Below are 16,927 nucleotides of genomic sequence, written 5' to 3'. Positions count from 1 at the left end.
ATTCTCAGGGCATCGATTCTCTGTTGTTCGATGAGGCAAAACCAGAGAGTCAGGTAAAACAAACCCCACGCGCAGGCGACCACGGTGGGGTTATCAGTAAGCGCGTTACACGTGGAAGCTTTCGCCGCATCCACATTCGTCTTTCACGTTCGGGTTAGTGAACTTAAACCCTTCGTTCAGACCTTCTTTGACGAAGTCTAACTGCGTACCGTCGAGGAATTGCAGGCTCTTACCGTCGATCACGACTTTTACGCCTTTGTCTTCAAACACGGTATCTTCAGCCGCCGGCTCGTCAACAAATTCCAGTACATAGGCCATACCTGAGCAGCCGGAGGTTCTCACGCCCAGACGCAGACCAAACCCTTTACCGCGGTTTGCCAGGAAGGTATTTACACGCGCTGCTGCACTGTCGCTTAAGGTAATCGACATAATAAAACCTCAACTCTTAATTATTTTGCTTCACGTTTGCTTTTGTAATCCGCAATCGCGGCTTTAATCGCGTCTTCAGCCAGAATAGAGCAGTGAATTTTCACCGGTGGCAGTTCAAGCTCATCGGCGATATCGGTGTTTTTAATCGCCTGTGCTTCGTCCAGAGATTTCCCTTTTACCCATTCGGTAACCAGAGAGCTGGAAGCAATAGCGGAACCGCAGCCGTAAGTCTTGAAACGCGCGTCTTCAATGATACCCTCATTGTTGACTTTGATCTGCAACTTCATCACGTCGCCACAGGCCGGTGCACCCACCATGCCGCTGCCCACGTTCTCGTCGCTGTTGTCAAAAGAGCCCACGTTACGTGGATTCTCGTAATGATCGATTACTTTTTCGCTGTAAGCCATGCTGAATTCTCCTTATCGGTACCGATTAGTGATGTGACCATTCAATGCTGTTCAGATCCACGCCCTGTTTGAACATTTCCCACAGCGGAGAAAGGTCGCGCAGGCGGCCGATGGAGTTGCGAACCAGATTGATGGCGTAGTCAATCTCTTCTTCGGTAGTGAAACGACCTAAAGAGAAACGAATTGAGCTGTGTGCCAGCTCGTCGGTCATCCCCAGCGCGCGCAGCACGTAGGATGGCTCCAGGCTTGCAGAAGTACATGCAGAACCGGAGGATACCGCCAGGTCTTTCAGCGCCATAATCAGCGACTCGCCTTCAACAAAGTTGAAGCTGACGTTGAGAATGTTTGGTGCGCCCTGCTCGAGGTCACCGTTGAGGTACACCTCTTCCATATCTTTCACGCCATTCCACAGACGGTTACGCAGACTGCGCAGGCGCGCCATCTCGGTTTCCATCTCTTCTTTAGCGATACGGTAAGCTTCACCCATACCGACGATCTGGTGCACAGGCAGCGTACCGGAACGCATACCGCGCTCGTGACCGCCGCCGTGCATCTGCGCTTCAATACGAATACGCGGTTTACGACGAACGTACAGCGCGCCGATACCTTTCGGACCATAGATTTTGTGGCCGGAGAAGGACATCAGGTCAACTTTCAGTTGGCTCAGATCGATAGGCAGTTTGCCCACGCTCTGGGTCGCATCAACGTGATAGATGATGCCGCGAGCACGGCACATTTCGCCGATAGTCGCGATATCCTGCACCACGCCGATTTCGTTGTTCACGTGCATGATAGACACGAGGATAGTGTCGTCACGCATTGCCGCTTCAAGTTCTTTCAGGTCGATAATGCCGTTACGCTGCGGGGCGAGGTAGGTGACTTCGAACCCTTCGCGCTCCAGCTGACGACAGGTGTCCAGCACGGCTTTGTGTTCGGTTTTGCTGGTGATGATGTGCTTGCCTTTTTTCTGATAAAAGTTGGCTGCACCTTTAATCGCCAGGTTATCGGATTCAGTCGCACCGGAAGTAAAGACGATTTCACGCGGGTCAGCGCCCACGAGGTCGGCAATCTGGTTACGGGCGATATCTACCGCCTCTTCAGCCTGCCAGCCAAAACGGTGTGAACGAGACGCTGGGTTACCAAAGTTTCCGTCCAGGGTCAGACACTGCATCATTTTCTCGGCAACACGCGGGTCCACCGGCGTGGTTGCGGAGTAATCGAGATAGATCGGTAATTTCATTGCTCTATAAACTCCGTACATCGCTTCAATGCAAGGAATCAGGCAACCGGCTGGATGTACGACCGAGTTAACGGGGTGTGTAGCACCCCGGCCTGATTCTAAAATACTTTTATTATGCGCGTAACTTAACGTCGATCGCGTCTTGAGCACGATTAGTGCGTGGAGCGTCATGGGTATGCTGGCGACCAGACACATCCAGGACTTCCTGATTATTTACCAGTTCGCCCAACGTAATGTTGTTGAGGAAACCGGTCAGACGATCGCTCAGATCGCGCCACAGCGCGTGGGTCAGGCATTTATCGCCGCCCTGACAACCGCCTTTGCCCTGGCAACGGGTCGCATCTACAGACTCGTCAACAGCGCTAATCACTTCACCTACTGCGATGCTGCCGGCATCTTTACCCAGCAGATACCCGCCGCCTGGTCCACGTACGCTGGAAACCAGACCGTTTTTACGCAAACGGGAAAACAGCTGCTCCAGATATGACAGGGAAATTCCCTGACGTTCAGAAATATCAGCCAACGGTACCGGGCCCGTTTCGGAGTTGAGCGCAACGTCCAACATTGCGGTCACGGCATAACGCCCTTTTGATGTCAGTCTCATGTCTTACTTAGCCTCAAACTCGCCCCTGCCCGGGGTTTTTTATTGTAAAATGGGGGTATTGCATAGCAGGGGCAAGTCTGACATTCCCGACTAAATCAGTCAACTATTTACTTGACTAATTTAGTCAGGTATTTAACCTTCAGTGCCATTTTCGCTTGCCGGATGCGCTTCGCTTATCCGGCCTACGAATCGTGCGGCCTGTAGACCGGATAAGCGAAGCGCATCCGGCATTAGTACAGTTACTTGCTTTTATTCTGCTGCTCGATTGAAGCTAAAATCCCGCGCAGGATGTTCAACTCCTGGCTTTCTGGACGCGCACGGGTAAACAAACGGCGCAGCTTATTCATCACCTGTCCCGGGTGCCCTTCACGGATAAACCCGGTCGACAGCAGCGTTTGCTCCAGATGACCGTAAAAACGCTCTAAATCATCGACCAGCGGATACTCAGCTTCTTCGTATTCTGCTGCCTTGTCGCTTTCCTGCGTTGCCAGCCAGGCCATGCGCACTTCATAAGAGATGACCTGCACTGCCATCGCCAGGTTGAGCGAACTGTATTCCGGGTTCGCGGCAATGGCGACGTGATAATGGCACTTCTGCAGCTCTTCGTTGGTCAGACCAACACGTTCACGACCAAAGACCAGCGCCACCGGCGAGTTCGTCGCTTCAGAGACACTTTTTAAACCGCATTCACGCGGATCCAGCATCGGCCACGGCAGCGTGCGGGAGCGCGCGCTGGTGCCTACCACCAGGCTACAGCCCGCCAGCGCTTCATCGAGCGTATCGACGATCTGCGCGCTGCCGATCACATCACTGGCACCCGCTGCCAGGGCGATGGCCTGGGAGTCCGGTTTAACCAGTGGATTTACCAGCCACAGATTGGTTAAACCCATGGTTTTCATTGCGCGGGCTACAGAGCCCATGTTGCCAGTGTGAGAGGTTTCCACCAGCACGATTCGAATATTTTGCAGCATTGTATTTCTTCGGCTAAAGATTATTCGGGCATATTATCATAAAACGAAGACATATTCCGAACTCGCTGCTATACTCTGCGCCGTTTTCCCGTTCTTTAACATCCAGTGAGAGAGACCGATGCATCCGATGCTGACCATCGCCGTGCGCGCAGCGCGCAAGGCGGGTAATGTAATTGCCAAACACTACGAAACCCCAGACTCTGTAGAAACCAGCCAGAAAGGCAGCAATGATTTCGTGACTAACGTCGATAAAGCCGCCGAAGCGATTATTATCGAAACGATTCGCAAATCTTACCCACAGCACACCATCATCACCGAAGAAAGCGGTGAACATGTTGGTGAAGATTTGGATGTTCAATGGGTTATCGATCCACTGGATGGCACCACCAACTTCGTAAAACGTCTGCCGCACTTCGCGGTATCCATCGCAGTACGCATCAAAGGCCGTACTGAAGTCGCCGTTGTTTACGATCCAATGCGTAACGAACTGTTCACCGCAACCCGTGGCCAGGGCGCACAGCTGAACGGCTACCGTCTGCGTGGCAGCACCGCCCGCGATCTGGATGGCACCATCATCGCCACCGGTTTCCCGTTCAAAGCCAAACAGCACGCCGCTTCTTACATGAAAATTCTTGGCAACATGTTTACCGAATGCGCGGACTTCCGCCGCACCGGTTCTGCTGCACTGGATCTGGCCTACGTTGCCGCAGCCCGAGTTGACGGGTATTTCGAAATTGGCCTGCGCCCGTGGGATTTCGCTGCAGGCGAACTGATTGCTCGTGAAGCTGGCGCACTGGTTTGCGACTTCACCGGCGGTCATAACTACATGGCGACCGGCAACATCGTTGCAGGTAACCCACGCGTAGTGAAAGCCATGCTGGCGAACATGCGTGACGAACTGAGCGACGCGCTGAAGCGTTAATCTGCTGTGGTGCCGGATGGCGGCTAGCGCCTTATCCGGCCTACCAGGGAAGTTCCCCGTAGGCCTGATAAGCGAAGCGCCATCAGGCATTCATCCTACAACAGTGCTAAAACGGTCTTATCCCCCGCCCCACCGGCACCGCACTCATCCACATCACTACCGCAGCAGCGATCAGCACCGCACCACCGGCTAATGCCAGCGTCGTCCAGCCAATCTGTCGCCACAATACCGGCGCTTTATGCCCGCTAAGTTTCACCGCCAGCGAGCGGAAACTGTGTACCAGCAGAGCCAGTGACGTAATCGTCAAAGAGGTTCCTGCCGCCATCGCCAGCGCTGACGCCATACCCCAGCTAAACACGCCAATCACTTTGCTAAACAGTAAGACCATGATTGCCCCCGAGCACGGGCGCATCCCCATAGACAGCACGATCATCAGCCGGGCGCGCCAGTCATCCCCGCTTCGCAACTGTTCAGGATCGGGCAAATGCTGATGCCCGCAGCCGCAACCCTCGTGATGCACATGATGCGGCGTGAAGGCAGTGAATTTTGGGCGGCGCAGCAGCTGGCGCAATTTCTTCAGCGCACGGACGCACAATAAAACACCCAACACGCCAACCAGAGCATAACTCCCTTTCTCCAGCCAGAAACTACTCATATGTAGCTGTCGTGCGGGCAACTGCAAGATGGTAAGCACCACAACCACCAGTCCGATGGCGACCAGCCCCTGTAATAAAGATGAGGCCAGCGTCAGGCCAATACTCGACTTCAGCTTCGAGGGGTGCGTTGCGAGCCAGGTGGTAATGACGACTTTTCCATGTCCCGGCCCCAGCGCGTGCAGAACGCCGTAGAGAAAACTAAACAGCAGCAGCGATCCCCCGGCCTGGGCCGGATTGGCGGCAACTGCTTTCATCAACCCGCTCATCTGTTGGTTAACGTCGCGCTGCCAGACGACACTTTTCATCATCACCTGCGGCCAGGCCTGCCATAGCCACAGTATGCCGCCTGCCGCCAACAGCAAAAAGACAGCCAACGGCCATAGCGTCAGCCAGCGACGTCTGGCTGCACGTTGTTGATAAACTACTGACATTGCAGCGTCACCGTCTGTGCAAACTGTTTACCCAACTCCATATCCTCCGGCGGTGCGTCTTCTTTATCCAGCGACTGCGCAAAGCTCAGCGTTTGTTCATTGGGCGTCGGCGTATGTACTGAAATCCGGCATTTCTGGCTTATGGCCTGCCCCAGCCTGGCGTCGCTGTCTTTGTCATAGCTCATATCAACGTAGTAGGTCGGGTCGAAGGTTGAAATGGTATATTTTTGACCACTCAGCGGCTGAGCTTCGGCCAGCGGCAAAACGAACGTCAGCACTGCCTGGTGTTCCTCCCGCGCCATGCCATATTCCGTCGGCCTGTTTTTAAACTTTACCTTTTTCCCGTCGTGCCACACTTCGGTGAAATAGTGCTGCCCGAGAACGTTGGCCATCACTTCCGCCGCCAGTTTCTTCCAGATCTCATCACCAGGTTTGGCATTCCCCGCATCGTAAAGCAGATCCGCAGAGGTAATTTCATCCATCGTCCAGCGCATTTTCAGCGCGACGAACTGGTCATTCTCGCTCACTATCTCAGTTTTCAGATGGATAAAGCTGTGGGGATGCGCCCCTGCGCCAAAGGACAGGACAGCGAGAAACAACGTGATAATGATACGTTTAACGCCTTGCATGAGTTCTCCACGATGAAAATCCACACCGCCACAAATAATGATGCCGGGTTTGGCGAAAGAGTGCTGAGGATACCATTGAACGAAAAAATATTGAGCACCCTTTTCCGGTATCGATTCAGTTCTCAATTTCGATAATTTCTTCTTCAGGAAATTCCGCCCAAATACCTTTTCGGCGTCACAACCTAAGTCAAATGATAATAAATTGTTAATTTATAGTTTCATTTTAATATTTTATTAACAATAAACTTGAGCATCTGAATGTAAAAACATGCAAAATTAACTAATTATTAACCATTTTATTTCTATAAATTCACAATAATGGGCATAGATCACATTCATTAAACTTATGATTCATTCCCTCTTCCATTCATTGTTAACTTCACGCCGTGACATGTCCTGCCCCCTACGAAAGGTACAACTATGAAATTCAAACTCGCATTACTCAGTGCAACCCTGGTTTCTGCATGCATGTTGTCCGGCACGTCCTTTGCGGCGGAAAAATATGAAATTGCTGTGGTTGCCAAAGTCACCGGGATCCCATGGTTTAACCGGATGGAAACCGGCGTAAATGAAGCAGCAAAAAAACTGGATGTGAATGCTTACCAGACCGGGCCTTCAACGCCGGACCCGGCGCAGCAGGTGAAAGTGATTGAGGATCTGATCGCCAAAAACGTTAATGCGATCATCGTGGTGCCGAATGATGCCAAGGTCCTTGAGCCGGTACTGAAAAAAGCGCGCGATAAAGGCATCGTGGTGCTGACGCACGAATCCCCGGATGAGCAAATTGGCCAGTGGGATATCGAAACCATCGACAGTGAAAAATACGCCCAGGCCAACGTCGATGAGTTAGCGAAAAATATGGGCGGCAAAGGCGGGTATGCCATCTATGTTGGTTCGCTGACGGTCCCACTGCATAACGCGTGGGCGGATTATGCAATTAAGTACCAGAAAGAAAAATATCCGGAAATGTTCGAGGTCACTTCACGTCTGCCGGTCGCGGAAAGCATCGATAAATCCTACGCCACAACGCTGGATCTGATGAAAACCTACCCGCAGATGAAGGGCATTATCGGCTTCGGCTCGCTGGGTCCAATCGGTGCGGGTCAGGCTGTGCAGAAAAAACGCGCCAAAGATAAGATCGCCGTCGTCGGGATCGCTATGCCAGCGCAGGCAGCACCTTACCTGATGCGCGGTGATATCAAAAAAGCGCTGCTGTGGGATCCAAAAGACGCGGGCTACGCGCTGGTCACCGTTGCCGATCAGCTGTTGCAGGGCAAAGAAGTGAACGCCGATCTGAGTATCGATGGTTTAGGGAAAGCCGATATCGACACGGAGAAGAAAGTGATCCGCTTTAACAAGATCCTCGAAGTCACCAAAGACAACGCACAATCACTTGGTTTCTAAGGCTTTAGCCAACACCAGGGAACCTTAACGCCGACCGTCTGGTCGGCGCTATCAACCAAACTAACACTCAGCGTCCCCCCGGACGTGCGCAGGGGTATTGTCCATGGCAGACACCACCGCATTTATCACTCTTGAGAATATCAGCAAACAATTCCCGGGCGTGCTGGCGCTGGATAACGTGAATCTGACGCTGAGAAAAGGCGAAGTTCACTGTCTGGCGGGTCAAAACGGCTGTGGTAAAAGTACCATTATTAAAGTGATCTCCGGGGTTTATCACCCTGAAAAAGGCGCGCAGATTTTACTCGACGGAAAATTGTTCCATCACCTGACGCCGCAGCTCTCTTCTCATTATGGCATTCAGGTTATTTATCAGGACCTGTCGTTGTTCCCCAATTTTAGCGTCGCAGAAAATATCGCGGTCAACCGCTATCTGCCTGGTGGCGATATCTGGGTGCGTCGTGGCGCCATGAAACAGCAGGCGCTGGCAGCCATGAAACGTATCGGGGTGAATATCGATCCCGATAAAAAAGTTGAAAAACTCTCAATTGCGGATCGACAGCTGGTCGCCATTTGCCGGGCGATTGCCGCCGATGCGCGTCTGGTGATTATGGACGAGCCCACCGCCTCGCTAACCCGCCAGGAGGTTAATGGCCTGCTGCGGGTAGTTAATGAACTGAAAGCGGCCGGAATTTGCGTCGTGTTTGTCAGCCATCGTCTGGATGAGGTGATGGAAGTGGCTGACCGCATCAGCGTAATGCGCGACGGTAAACTGGTGGGCACATACCCTGCCAGCGAACTCGACAGCCACGAGCTGGCCTTCCTGATGACCGGACAACGCTTCCACTACAGCCCGTTGCCGGAAAGGCCCGCGATTGAGCAAGAGCCGCTGCTTGAGCTGCGCAATCTCAGCCGCAGAGGTAAATACCAGAACATTAATCTGTCGCTGCACGGCGGCGAGATCGTCTCCATTGTTGGTCTGCTGGGTGCCGGGCGCACTGAGCTTTGTCTGAGCCTGTTTGGTATGACGCACCCGGAAAGCGGCGAGATTCGCATTAACGGTCAGCCGGTTACTCTGCGCAATAACCATGACGCCATCCAACACGGGATCGGCTATGTCTCAGAAGATCGCCTGACGCAGGGGCTGATCATGGAGCAGTCGATCTACGACAACACCATCGTCACTGTGTTTGATCAACTGCACACCGGTAGCGGCCTGCTCGATCACCGTAAAGCGCAAAAGTTGGTCGCCGATTTAATCCGCGAACTGAATATCAAAGTGTCCGATCCGCACTTGCCGGTCAAAACCCTTTCCGGCGGTAATGCCCAACGTATCGCCATTGCCAAATGGGTGGCGACCAATCCCCGTATCCTGATCCTCGACTCGCCTACCGTCGGCGTGGATATCGCCAACAAAGAGGGCATTTACCAGATAGCCCGCGATTTGGCGGAACAGGGTATGGCGGTGCTGATGATTTGCGATGAAATCCCGGAAGCGTATTACAACAGCCACCGCGTGCTGGTAATGCGTCGCGGCAAGCTGGTGGCGGAATTTAATCCTCATCAATGCCGTGAAGAGGAGATTGCTGAAGTGGTCGAGGTAATCAATGAATAAGATGCATCTCTCCCGTTTAATCGGGCAACATGAGTTCTGGCTGGGCCTGCTGGTTGTAGCCCTTGCCGTTGGGCTGAGCGTCAGCACCGACGAGTTCTTGTCTTTGGGGAACCTGACGGATGTGGCCACCAGCTACGCGATTCTCGGCATCCTGGCCTGTGGACTTTTTGTGGTGCTGATTTCCGGCGGGATCGACATCTCATTTCCGGCGATGACCGCGATAGCCCAGTATGCAATGGCCAGTTGGGTTATCGGTCACGGCGGCAACTTCGCGCTGGCGTTAATCATTGCCATTGCGGTAGGCCTGCTGCTGGGGCTGATCAACGGTTTTCTGGTTTACTGGCTGCGCGTCCCGGCAATCATCATTACCATCGCGACGCTGAACGTCTACTACGGCCTGCTGGTTTACGCCACCAAAGGCACCTGGCTGTATGGCTTCCCGGACTGGTTTATGAACGGCATTAACTGGTTCTCGTTCACCGCGGCGGATGGCTACGACTACGGTTTGACCCTGCCCCTGCTGTGCCTGGCGGCGGTGATCATCTTTACCGCCGTGCTGATGAACTATACCCGTCTTGGCCGTCAGGTTTACGCCATGGGCGGCAACCGCGACGCGGCCTCGCGCCTGGGGCTGAATCTGCTGAAGCTGCATTTTTACGTCTATGGCTACATGGGCATTCTGGCAGGCGTTGCCGCCGTGGTTCAGGCGCAAATCACCCAGTCAGTTGCGCCCAATTCGCTGCTCGGCTTTGAGCTGACGGTGCTGGCGGCGGTAGTACTCGGCGGAACCAGCATGAGCGGCGGGCGCGGTACGTTGACCGGAACCCTGCTCGGCGTGGTTCTGCTGGCCTTCTTACAAAATGGACTGACGCTGCTCAGCGTCTCCTCTTACTGGCACACCGTGTTCAGCGGCGCCATTATCCTGGTCAGCATTAGCGCCACGGCCTGGAACGAAAAACGCAAACTGGCAAGGGAGCTTTGAGATGAAAACAATCGCCAGATTTTTACCCGGTGATGCCATCATTCGTCTGCAATGCGTGATTATTGTGGTCGTCGCCCTGGTCTTCTCGGCCCTGCTCGGCAGCCGTTTTTTCAGCGTCGCTAACTTCCAGTCGATTGGCTCACAGCTACCAATCCTCGGCATGCTGGCCCTCGGGATGGGCATGACCATGCTGACCGGCGGCATTAACCTGTCGATTATTGCCGGGGCGAACGCCTGCTCGCTGGTGATGGCGGCGATTATCGTCACCCATCCGGATAACCCGCTGTTTCTGGTGCTGGCGCTGCTGGCAGGCGCTGCCGTGGCGGTGGCTATCGGCACGCTCAACGGTGCGCTGATTGCCTGGGTCGGGGTCTCGCCTATTCTCGCCACGCTCGGCACGATGACGCTTATCTCCGGGCTGAATATTCTGCTTTCCAACGGGACGGTGATTTCCGGTTTCCCGACCGCCATTCAGTACCTTGGTAACGCCACGATTGCCGGTGTTCCGGTGGCGCTACTGCTCTTTTTCCTGGTGGCAATCCTGCTGTGGGTACTGCTGGAACACACCACGCTTGGGCGCAGCCTGTATCTCGTTGGTTCCAATGAACAGGCTACCCGCTACAGCGGCGTGAATACCGTGAGGGTACAAATTTCGGTGTACGTGATTTCTGCCCTGCTCGGCTGGGTCGCCGCCATTTTGATGATGGCGAAATTCAACTCAGCTAAAGCCGGATACGGTGAATCCTACCTGCTGGTCACCATCCTTGCCTCCGTCCTCGGCGGTATCAACCCGGATGGCGGCTTCGGGCGCATTATCGGCCTGGTGCTGGCACTGATTGTGCTGCAAATGCTGGAAAGCGGCCTTAACTTGCTGGGGGTCAGCAGCTATCTGACGATGGCGCTGTGGGGCGCGGTGCTGATCCTCTTTATCGCATTACAGAATCGTAAAGCCTGATTTCAGGAGAAAAAATTATGGCAAGTTACTTTATTGGTGTGGATGTCGGAACCGGAAGCGCCCGTGCTGGCGTGTTTGATCTCAACGGCAGAATGGTCGGTCAGGCCAGTCGGGCCATCGAGATTTACCGCCCGCAGGCCGATTTTGTTGAGCAGTCTTCCGATAACATCTGGCAGGCGGTGTGTAACGCGGTTCGCGATGCGATTAACCAGTCGGATATCAACCCTATACAGGTGAAAGGTCTCGGCTTTGACGCGACCTGTTCACTGGTGGTGCTGGATAAAGAAGGTAAACCGCTGACCATCAGCCCGTCCGGGCGCAGCGAACAGAACATCATTGTGTGGATGGATCACCGCGCCATTACTCAGGCCGAGCGCATCAACGCCCTGCATCATCGGGTGCTGGACTACGTTGGCGGCATTATCTCCCCGGAAATGCAGACGCCAAAACTGCTGTGGCTGAAGCAGCATATGCCCAATACATGGGCTAATGCGGGCTACTATTTTGACCTGCCCGATTTCCTGACCTGGCGCGCAACGGGCGATGACACGCGCTCATTGTGTTCGACGGTGTGTAAATGGACCTATATGGGCCATGAAGACAAATGGGATGCCAGCTATTTCCGCCAGATTGGGCTGGAAGATTTGCTGGAGCATGATGCTGCCAAAATTGGTCGCTACGTGAAAACCATGGGCGAACCGCTCGGTCACGGGCTGTCTGCGCGCGCCGCCAGCGAAATGGGGCTGATTCCGGGGACAGCTGTCAGCGTCTCGATCATCGATGCCCACGCCGGTACCCTCGGCACGCTCGGGGCAAGCGGTGTTTCCGGCGAGGTGGCGGATTTTGACCGTCGTATCGCGCTGATTGGCGGCACCTCTACCGGACACATGGCAATTTCCAAAGAGCCACGTTTTATCGGCGGCGTCTGGGGTCCTTACTACTCAGCCGTACTGCCAGAATACTGGCTTAACGAAGGTGGGCAGTCGGCAACCGGGGCGTTAATCGACCACGTTATTCAGTCGCATCCTTGCTACGAAACCCTGCTGGCGCAGGCTAAATCTCAGGGGCAAACCATTTACGAAGTGCTGAATGCGCTGTTGCGTAAAATGGCCGGTGAGCCGGAAGATATCGCGTTTTTAACCCGCGACATGCACATCCTGCCCTATTTCCACGGCAACCGCTCGCCGCGCGCTAACCCAACGCTCACGGGCGCAATCACCGGACTGAAGCTGTCACGTACGCCGGAAGATATGGCGCTACAGTACCTTGCGACCATCCAGGCCATTGCGCTGGGAACCCGCCATATCATTGAAACGATGAATCAAAGCGGCTACACCATCGATACGATAATGGCCAGCGGCGGCGGGACGAAAAACCCGATCTTCGTTCAGGAACATGCCAACGCCACCGGCTGCGCCATGCTGCTGCCTGAAGAGAGCGAGGCCATGCTGCTGGGTGGCGCCATGATGGGAACTATCGCCGCGGGCGTATTCGAAACCTTCCCGGAAGCGATGTCGGCGATGAGTCGGATTGGTAAAACGGTTACCCCGCAAACAAATCGCATTAAGCAGTACTACGATCGCAAATATCGGGTATTCCACGAGATGTATCAGGATCATATGAAATATCGCCAGTTGATGCAGGAGGAAGCATGAGTAACTCCTGGTCTCAGGCTACCGGCGTATTTCAGCTCTATAGCGATGCCCTGGCGGGTCTGGGGCAGCATCTGAATGAACCGCTCTGGCAGTCGCTAATGGCGGAGCTGCGCGGTTGCCGGGGCAAAATCGTTGTCACTGGCGTCGGTACCTCCGGCATTGCGGCGCGTAAAGTGGCGCATATGCTTGCGTGCGTGGAACGCCCGGCGATCTACCTCAACGCGACGGACGCGGCGCATGGCGATCTCGGTTTTTTACGCGACAACGACCTGGTGATTATGCTGTCGCGTGGGGGGAATTCGGACGAACTCACCCGGCTACTGCCCGGGCTGGCTGCGAGGAATGTGCCGATTCTGAGCGTGACTGAAAACGCCGATTCAGCCATTGCTAAAGCGTCGAGATTGGTGATTTCCACCGGCGTCCAGCGTGAGGCCGACCCGCTGAACATGTTAGCCACCACCTCTATTTTACTGGTGCTGGCTATCTTTGACGCCGCCTGCGCCTGTCTGATGAGCGAAAGCGGTTACTCAAAGGAGACGTTGTTGTCTGTGCATCCTGGCGGTGACGTGGGATTAACGTTGAGCCGTGAGCAAATGCCGTAAGTTAAAGGAGACTGATCATAGTAATAACTGAGAGTGGAGCATCCGTAGACATTGAATTTTTTACCTCCAGCGTATTGCTACGTTCACCTTATGTTTTTCACTTCTCTGAAATAACAGTACCCGTGAACGTGTTAAGGGTACTATCGCCGTACCCTTAACAATCCCGGCTCCCGGCGGGAAAATTGTTGCTGCGCAATACCCTCCGCTTATTCCTTCAGGCTACCGGGCCGGGCGCGAGGTAGCGTCCATGCAAAGCGCGCCCTGAGCCAGCATCCATGCTGGCTCTCCCGGCCTTACGGAAACACGTCGGCAATTTTCAGCCGGACCAGCCCACACCTGACCATCTGCGTTTTTTGTTTAAACAGCAAAACAGATTTAACTGGAAGTCAGAGCGTTGAAGCGATGACCCCGGTCCGGCTGAAAATCGATGAGACGTTGACGGCTGACCGGGGCTGCCCGCAGGGATGCGGGCAGAGGGGATGGCCTGCAGGGACGCAGGCTCGGCCCCGACCCGACAGGCAGACGGCATAAGACGAATGAATCGCATCGCGACGATTTTCCCGCCGGGAGCCTGGGTTGCAAGGGAGGCGGCGGTGAGCCTCCCTTGCACGTTCACGGGTATCTGCGCTTTAGAGAAATGACACCGTTCAGGTGAACGGAACCCCATAGCGGAATAAAATATTCTCCATCATGTTTAACATGACATGCAGTACATCTCTGGCATATCTAACCAAAAGATAAAACAGTGAAAAAGTGGATTAACGCGCTGCGTTCCACTACCGCTATCTGTTCCGCACGTTAAAAATTCTGTGACGCTCTCCAGCATTCCTGGCGGAAAGCATTCCATTCTCCAAATCTATGAGCAAACTTTAGCTATTCTTATCAAACATACTCACGGGAGATCCTACAGATGATGTCAACGCTTGCCCCACCATCTGTACTTTCCGCTCCCCAGCGCCGTTGCCAGGTGCTGCTGACGCTTTTCCTGCCGGGGCAACTCGCGACTACACAAACCTTCAGCAGCCTCAACGGCGTCGATGATGCCACGGTTCAGGAAGATATTATTGGCGCAGGACTCGAAATCCAGCGCTATCACCGGCTCTCGATAGCCACCGCGCAGAATGGTGGCTATACGATCGAAGGAACCCCGCTAAATCAACGTCTGTGTCTGTTGCAGTGGCTGCGCCGTGGCCTGCGGATTTGCCCTGCCTTTATCGCTCAGCAGTTTACCCCGGCGTTAAAAGCGGAACTTAAACAAAGGGGGATCGCACGTACGCTGTATGACGACACCAATCTGCATGCGCTCATTAATCTGTGTTCCCGGCGCTTGCAGAAACCGTTTGAGTGTCGTGACATCCAGTTCCTGCGTCTGTATTTACAGTATTGCCTGCTACAGCACCACGCGGGGATCACCCCGGAGTTTAACCCACTCCAGCAACGCTGGGCGCAATCCTGCGCGGAATATCCGCTCGCAGAGGAAATTGGCCGTCACTGGCAGCGCCACGTCATGCAGAGTGCACCACTGGGCGAATCGCTGTTTATGGCGTTGCTGTTCTCAATGCTTCGTATCCCCGACCCGATTCGCGATAATCACCATCAGGATCGCCGCCTGCGTCTTGCTATTGCGCGGCTGGTGCTACGTTTTCGCGAGTATGGCAATGTGCGCTTCAGCGATGAGCAAGGGCTGAATGACCAGTTGTATATCCACCTGGCTCAGGCACTGAACCGCAGCGTGTTTGCCATCGGCATTGATAACACGCTGCCGGAGGAGTTCAGCCGCCTTTATCCCCGGCTGGTTCGTACTACCCGCGAGGCGATTCACGGCTTCGAGGCCGAATACGATGTGCAATTTTCCGAAGAAGAGATCGGGCTGGTGGCCGTTATTTTCGGCGCCTGGCTGATGCAGGAGAAGGATTTACACGAAAAGCAGATAATCCTGCTGACCGGTAGTAATGAACAACTTGAAGTGCATATAGAGCAACAGCTACGCGAACTGACGCTGCTGCCGCTCAACGTAAAACATATGCCGATGCAGGACTTTCAAAAAGAGGGTGCTCCGCGCGGTGTAACGCTGATTATTACGCCGTACACCACGCCACTACCGCTATTTTCACCCCCGTTGATTCATGCGGATCTGGCGCTTACGCCGCATCAGCAGCAGCAGATCCGCAAAATTCTCGAATCATAACGTTGCAGGCTGCGCGACCACCTTCGGGCGCAGAACGATTGCCGGGAGCGCCACCAGCGCCATCACCCAGAACACGCCGCTGCCCAGATTCTGGTACAGATAGCCCGCGAATACGGTCATGATGGCGATACTGCCGCCCATCGCTATCGCGGAATACACCGCCTGCAAACGAATAACTTCGCTCCCCTGGCGTGCCGCGATATAACGCATTGCCGCCAGGTGGCAGACGGTAAAGGTTCCGCAATGGAGGATTTGCACCACGATCAGCCACGGCAGCTCGGTGCTCCAGCCCATCAATCCCCAACGCGCCACCCCGCAAACGGCGGAAAGCAGCAGCAGATCGCGGGCGCTAAAGCGACGGAACAGCTTGTGACTAAGCGCGAAAATAATCACCTCCGCCACCACACCTAGTGACCATAAATAGCCCACCGCCGAAGCGGAATATCCAGCAGACTGCCAATAGATGGCGCTGAAACCATAATACGCAGCATGCGCCCCCTGTAGCAGACTCACGCAAGCAAGAAAACGCCAGCTCTGGGTTATCAGCGCGCGCCAGGCGGGCCATCCCGCACTCTCCTGCTGACGGTTTTCACCCGCTGGCTGCACGCTCGGGCGAATCATCATGCCCAGCAGCATCGAGGCGACGCCAAGCGATAGCAGGACCAGGATCACCCGATAGTCAAACAGGCTCACCAGTTTGCCGGTTAACGCGGAGCCGATCACAAAAGCCACGGATCCCCATAGTCGCACCCGACCGTAATCCATGGTGATTTGTTTCTGCCAGGTGTTGGCCAGCGCGTCGGTCAGCGGTACCAGCGGTGAGAAAAACAGGTTAAAGCCGATCATCACCACCATCAGCCACGCCACGTTGGTTCCCGCCCAGAAGGCCAGCGCAAACACCAGCGTCAACAGAGCCAGAATACGTAACGCTGAGATCAGCCGGGAGGGATCGCTCACACGCGGCGCAATCAGCAAACTACCGAGAAAACGGGCAATCAGCCCCGCGCCCAGCAGTAAACCGATGGTTTCCGGCGTCAGCCCTAACCCTTCGAGCCAGACGCTCCAGAAAGGCAGAAAGATACCGTAGCTAAAGAAATAGGTGAAATAACCGAGCGCCAGCCAGCGCGTGGAATGCAAAGCCATGGGTCCTCCTGTTTTGGAAGCCCTAGTCTAATGACTCAAACCACATTCTGAAGAGTACTACCGTTCACATTTACGAAATAATTGTGACAAACATCAC

At 54.5% G+C, this 16,927-nt stretch carries 16 protein-coding genes; 8 read left to right on the top strand and 8 right to left on the bottom strand.

The genetic code is table 11. The features are described from left to right. Positions 1–105: 105 nt before the first annotated feature. The 5 genes from iscA to trmJ all read right to left on the bottom strand — a co-directional run bounded on the left by iscA (position 106) and on the right by trmJ (position 3,651). Positions 106–429, bottom strand: coding sequence for an iron-sulfur cluster assembly protein IscA (gene iscA / locus IB222_RS06270; RefSeq protein ID WP_003835203.1), 324 nt, complete (start codon positions 427–429; stop codon positions 106–108). 20 nt (positions 430–449) lie between these two features. Beyond that, complete coding sequence (iscU, locus tag IB222_RS06265) at positions 450–836, bottom strand: Fe-S cluster assembly scaffold IscU (protein WP_002913991.1); 387 nt, start codon at positions 834–836, stop codon at positions 450–452. Between the two features lie 25 nt (positions 837–861). Beyond that, positions 862–2,076 (bottom strand): cysteine desulfurase, encoded by a 1,215-nt coding sequence (iscS, locus tag IB222_RS06260; protein ID WP_003835233.1) that lies wholly within the window; start codon positions 2,074–2,076, stop codon positions 862–864. 112 nt (positions 2,077–2,188) lie between these two features. Next, the gene (gene iscR, locus IB222_RS06255; RefSeq protein WP_003037674.1) at positions 2,189–2,680 is read right to left on the bottom strand and encodes a Fe-S cluster assembly transcriptional regulator IscR; all 492 of its coding nucleotides are present in this window, start codon (positions 2,678–2,680) and stop codon (positions 2,189–2,191) included. Between the two features lie 239 nt (positions 2,681–2,919). Further along, positions 2,920–3,651: a tRNA (cytosine(32)/uridine(32)-2'-O)-methyltransferase TrmJ gene (gene trmJ, locus IB222_RS06250; RefSeq protein WP_079939502.1), complete on the bottom strand. Its 732-nt coding sequence runs from the start codon at positions 3,649–3,651 to the stop codon at positions 2,920–2,922. Positions 3,652–3,769: 118 nt separating this feature from the next. On the opposite strand from trmJ, the gene suhB reads away from it, so the two are divergent. Beyond that, complete coding sequence (gene suhB, locus IB222_RS06245) at positions 3,770–4,573, top strand: inositol-1-monophosphatase (RefSeq protein WP_003835237.1); 804 nt, start codon at positions 3,770–3,772, stop codon at positions 4,571–4,573. A gap of 106 nt (positions 4,574–4,679) precedes the next feature. Here the strand turns inward: suhB and IB222_RS06240 are convergent, their stop codons facing one another. Beyond that, positions 4,680–5,660 carry a nickel/cobalt transporter gene (locus IB222_RS06240; protein WP_149384794.1) on the bottom strand — a complete coding sequence of 327 codons (981 nt, stop codon included), beginning with the start codon at positions 5,658–5,660 and terminating at the stop codon, positions 4,680–4,682. Next, positions 5,651–6,289 (bottom strand): DUF1007 family protein, encoded by a 639-nt coding sequence (locus tag IB222_RS06235; protein WP_032944224.1) that lies wholly within the window; start codon positions 6,287–6,289, stop codon positions 5,651–5,653. Before IB222_RS06235 ends, IB222_RS06240 begins: the two co-directional genes overlap by 10 nt. A gap of 420 nt (positions 6,290–6,709) precedes the next feature. On the opposite strand from IB222_RS06235, the gene IB222_RS06230 reads away from it, so the two are divergent. The 7 genes from IB222_RS06230 to csiE all read left to right on the top strand — a co-directional run bounded on the left by IB222_RS06230 (position 6,710) and on the right by csiE (position 15,687). Continuing rightward, on the top strand, positions 6,710–7,693 hold the full coding sequence (locus IB222_RS06230) for an autoinducer 2 ABC transporter substrate-binding protein (protein ID WP_003037665.1): 984 nt from the start codon (positions 6,710–6,712) through the stop codon (positions 7,691–7,693). A 103-nt stretch (positions 7,694–7,796) separates the two neighbouring features. After that, on the top strand, positions 7,797–9,305 hold the full coding sequence (locus IB222_RS06225) for a sugar ABC transporter ATP-binding protein (protein ID WP_008785466.1): 1,509 nt from the start codon (positions 7,797–7,799) through the stop codon (positions 9,303–9,305). Beyond that, entirely contained in the window at positions 9,298–10,287 is a 990-nt protein-coding gene (locus IB222_RS06220) for an ABC transporter permease (protein ID WP_071446845.1), read from the top strand. The genes IB222_RS06225 and IB222_RS06220 overlap by 8 nt, the downstream gene beginning before the upstream one ends. 1 nt (position 10,288) lies before the next feature. Next, on the top strand, positions 10,289–11,242 hold the full coding sequence (locus IB222_RS06215) for an ABC transporter permease (RefSeq protein ID WP_003835248.1): 954 nt from the start codon (positions 10,289–10,291) through the stop codon (positions 11,240–11,242). Between the two features lie 17 nt (positions 11,243–11,259). Further along, positions 11,260–12,897: an FGGY-family carbohydrate kinase gene (locus IB222_RS06210; RefSeq protein WP_003835250.1), complete on the top strand. Its 1,638-nt coding sequence runs from the start codon at positions 11,260–11,262 to the stop codon at positions 12,895–12,897. Then, positions 12,894–13,499, top strand: coding sequence for an SIS domain-containing protein (locus IB222_RS06205; protein WP_149384795.1), 606 nt, complete (start codon positions 12,894–12,896; stop codon positions 13,497–13,499). Before IB222_RS06210 ends, IB222_RS06205 begins: the two co-directional genes overlap by 4 nt. 910 nt (positions 13,500–14,409) lie before the next feature. Further along, on the top strand, positions 14,410–15,687 hold the full coding sequence (gene csiE, locus IB222_RS06200) for a stationary phase inducible protein CsiE (protein WP_149384797.1): 1,278 nt from the start codon (positions 14,410–14,412) through the stop codon (positions 15,685–15,687). Here csiE and IB222_RS06195 read toward each other — a convergent pair. Continuing rightward, positions 15,682–16,830, bottom strand: a complete 1,149-nt coding sequence (locus IB222_RS06195; RefSeq protein ID WP_125112739.1) for a 3-phenylpropionate MFS transporter — start codon at positions 16,828–16,830, stop codon at positions 15,682–15,684. The genes csiE and IB222_RS06195 overlap by 6 nt on opposite strands. Positions 16,831–16,927: the final 97 nt, after the last annotated feature.

The organism is Citrobacter sp. C13, assembly GCF_014596815.2.
Taxonomy (GTDB): domain Bacteria; phylum Pseudomonadota; class Gammaproteobacteria; order Enterobacterales; family Enterobacteriaceae; genus Citrobacter; species Citrobacter portucalensis.
Note: the sequence above shows the minus strand (reverse complement) of the source record. Positions and strands in the feature narration are given on the sequence as shown.

Bases quoted from the DNA above. Each gene is read 5' to 3' on its own strand.
- IB222_RS06230 (WP_003037665.1), top strand. From the start codon at position 6,710: ATGAAATTCAAACTCGCATTACTCAGTGCAACCCTGGTTTCTGCATGC.
- IB222_RS06205 (WP_149384795.1), top strand. From the start codon at position 12,894: ATGAGTAACTCCTGGTCTCAGGCTACCGGCGTATTTCAGCTCTATAGC.
- IB222_RS06210 (WP_003835250.1), top strand. From the start codon at position 11,260: ATGGCAAGTTACTTTATTGGTGTGGATGTCGGAACCGGAAGCGCCCGT.
- IB222_RS06240 (WP_149384794.1), bottom strand. From the start codon at position 5,660: ATGTCAGTAGTTTATCAACAACGTGCAGCCAGACGTCGCTGGCTGACG.
- IB222_RS06220 (WP_071446845.1), top strand. From the start codon at position 9,298: ATGAATAAGATGCATCTCTCCCGTTTAATCGGGCAACATGAGTTCTGG.
- iscR (WP_003037674.1), bottom strand. From the start codon at position 2,680: ATGAGACTGACATCAAAAGGGCGTTATGCCGTGACCGCAATGTTGGAC.
- IB222_RS06195 (WP_125112739.1), bottom strand. From the start codon at position 16,830: ATGGCTTTGCATTCCACGCGCTGGCTGGCGCTCGGTTATTTCACCTAT.
- IB222_RS06235 (WP_032944224.1), bottom strand. From the start codon at position 6,289: ATGCAAGGCGTTAAACGTATCATTATCACGTTGTTTCTCGCTGTCCTG.
- trmJ (WP_079939502.1), bottom strand. From the start codon at position 3,651: ATGCTGCAAAATATTCGAATCGTGCTGGTGGAAACCTCTCACACTGGC.
- IB222_RS06215 (WP_003835248.1), top strand. From the start codon at position 10,289: ATGAAAACAATCGCCAGATTTTTACCCGGTGATGCCATCATTCGTCTG.
- csiE (WP_149384797.1), top strand. From the start codon at position 14,410: ATGATGTCAACGCTTGCCCCACCATCTGTACTTTCCGCTCCCCAGCGC.
- iscS (WP_003835233.1), bottom strand. From the start codon at position 2,076: ATGAAATTACCGATCTATCTCGATTACTCCGCAACCACGCCGGTGGAC.
- suhB (WP_003835237.1), top strand. From the start codon at position 3,770: ATGCATCCGATGCTGACCATCGCCGTGCGCGCAGCGCGCAAGGCGGGT.
- iscU (WP_002913991.1), bottom strand. From the start codon at position 836: ATGGCTTACAGCGAAAAAGTAATCGATCATTACGAGAATCCACGTAAC.
- IB222_RS06225 (WP_008785466.1), top strand. From the start codon at position 7,797: ATGGCAGACACCACCGCATTTATCACTCTTGAGAATATCAGCAAACAA.
- iscA (WP_003835203.1), bottom strand. From the start codon at position 429: ATGTCGATTACCTTAAGCGACAGTGCAGCAGCGCGTGTAAATACCTTC.